At 69.0% G+C, this 593-nt stretch carries 1 protein-coding gene; it reads left to right on the plus strand.

Features of this window, described 5'->3' with window-relative positions:
• Positions 1–471: O-linked N-acetylglucosamine transferase family protein (locus AB4Y32_RS40440; RefSeq protein ID WP_439899911.1), on the plus strand; the 471-nt coding region annotated here is incomplete at its 5' end.
• Between the last annotated feature and the right edge of the window lie 122 nt (positions 472–593).

Genomic DNA, 593 nt, shown 5'->3' on the forward strand with positions numbered 1-593 from the left:
CGTGCCGCGACATTGTCGCGTTTCGAGGCGCACGGCATCGGCGGGGAGCGGCTGATACTGGAGGGCCCGTCGCCGCGCGCGGAGTATCTGGCGGCGTACGGGCGGGTGGATATCGCGCTGAGCCCGTTTCCGTATCCGGGCGGCACGACCACGGCCGAAGCGCTGTGGATGGGCGTGCCGGTGCTGGGCATGAAGGGCGACCGCTTTGTGACGCACATCTGCGAGAGCCTGCTGCATACGGCGGGCATGGGCGAGTGGATCGCGGCGGATGAGCAGGCGTATCTGCGCAAGGCGATTGCCTTTGCAAGCGATGCGCAGGCGCTGGCGCGGCTGCGCGCGGGGTTGCGCGCGCAGGTGCTGGGCTCGCCGCTGTGCGATGCGCCGCGCTTTGCGCGCCATCTGGAGGAGGCATTCGAAGGGATGTGGTCGCATTACATGGCCGAAGCGGGCCGCCCGCTGGAACAGGCATGAACGAAGTGCAACGGCTGCTGGAGCAGGCGCTGTCGCATCACCAGTCCGGACGGCTGGAGGAGGCGCAGGCGCGGTACATGGAGATACTGGATCGCGAGCCCGGGCAGGCGGATGCGCAGCAC

It is taken from the genome of Paraburkholderia phymatum, from assembly GCF_040965635.1.
GTDB classification, from domain to species: Bacteria; Pseudomonadota; Gammaproteobacteria; order Burkholderiales; family Burkholderiaceae; genus Paraburkholderia; species Paraburkholderia phymatum_B.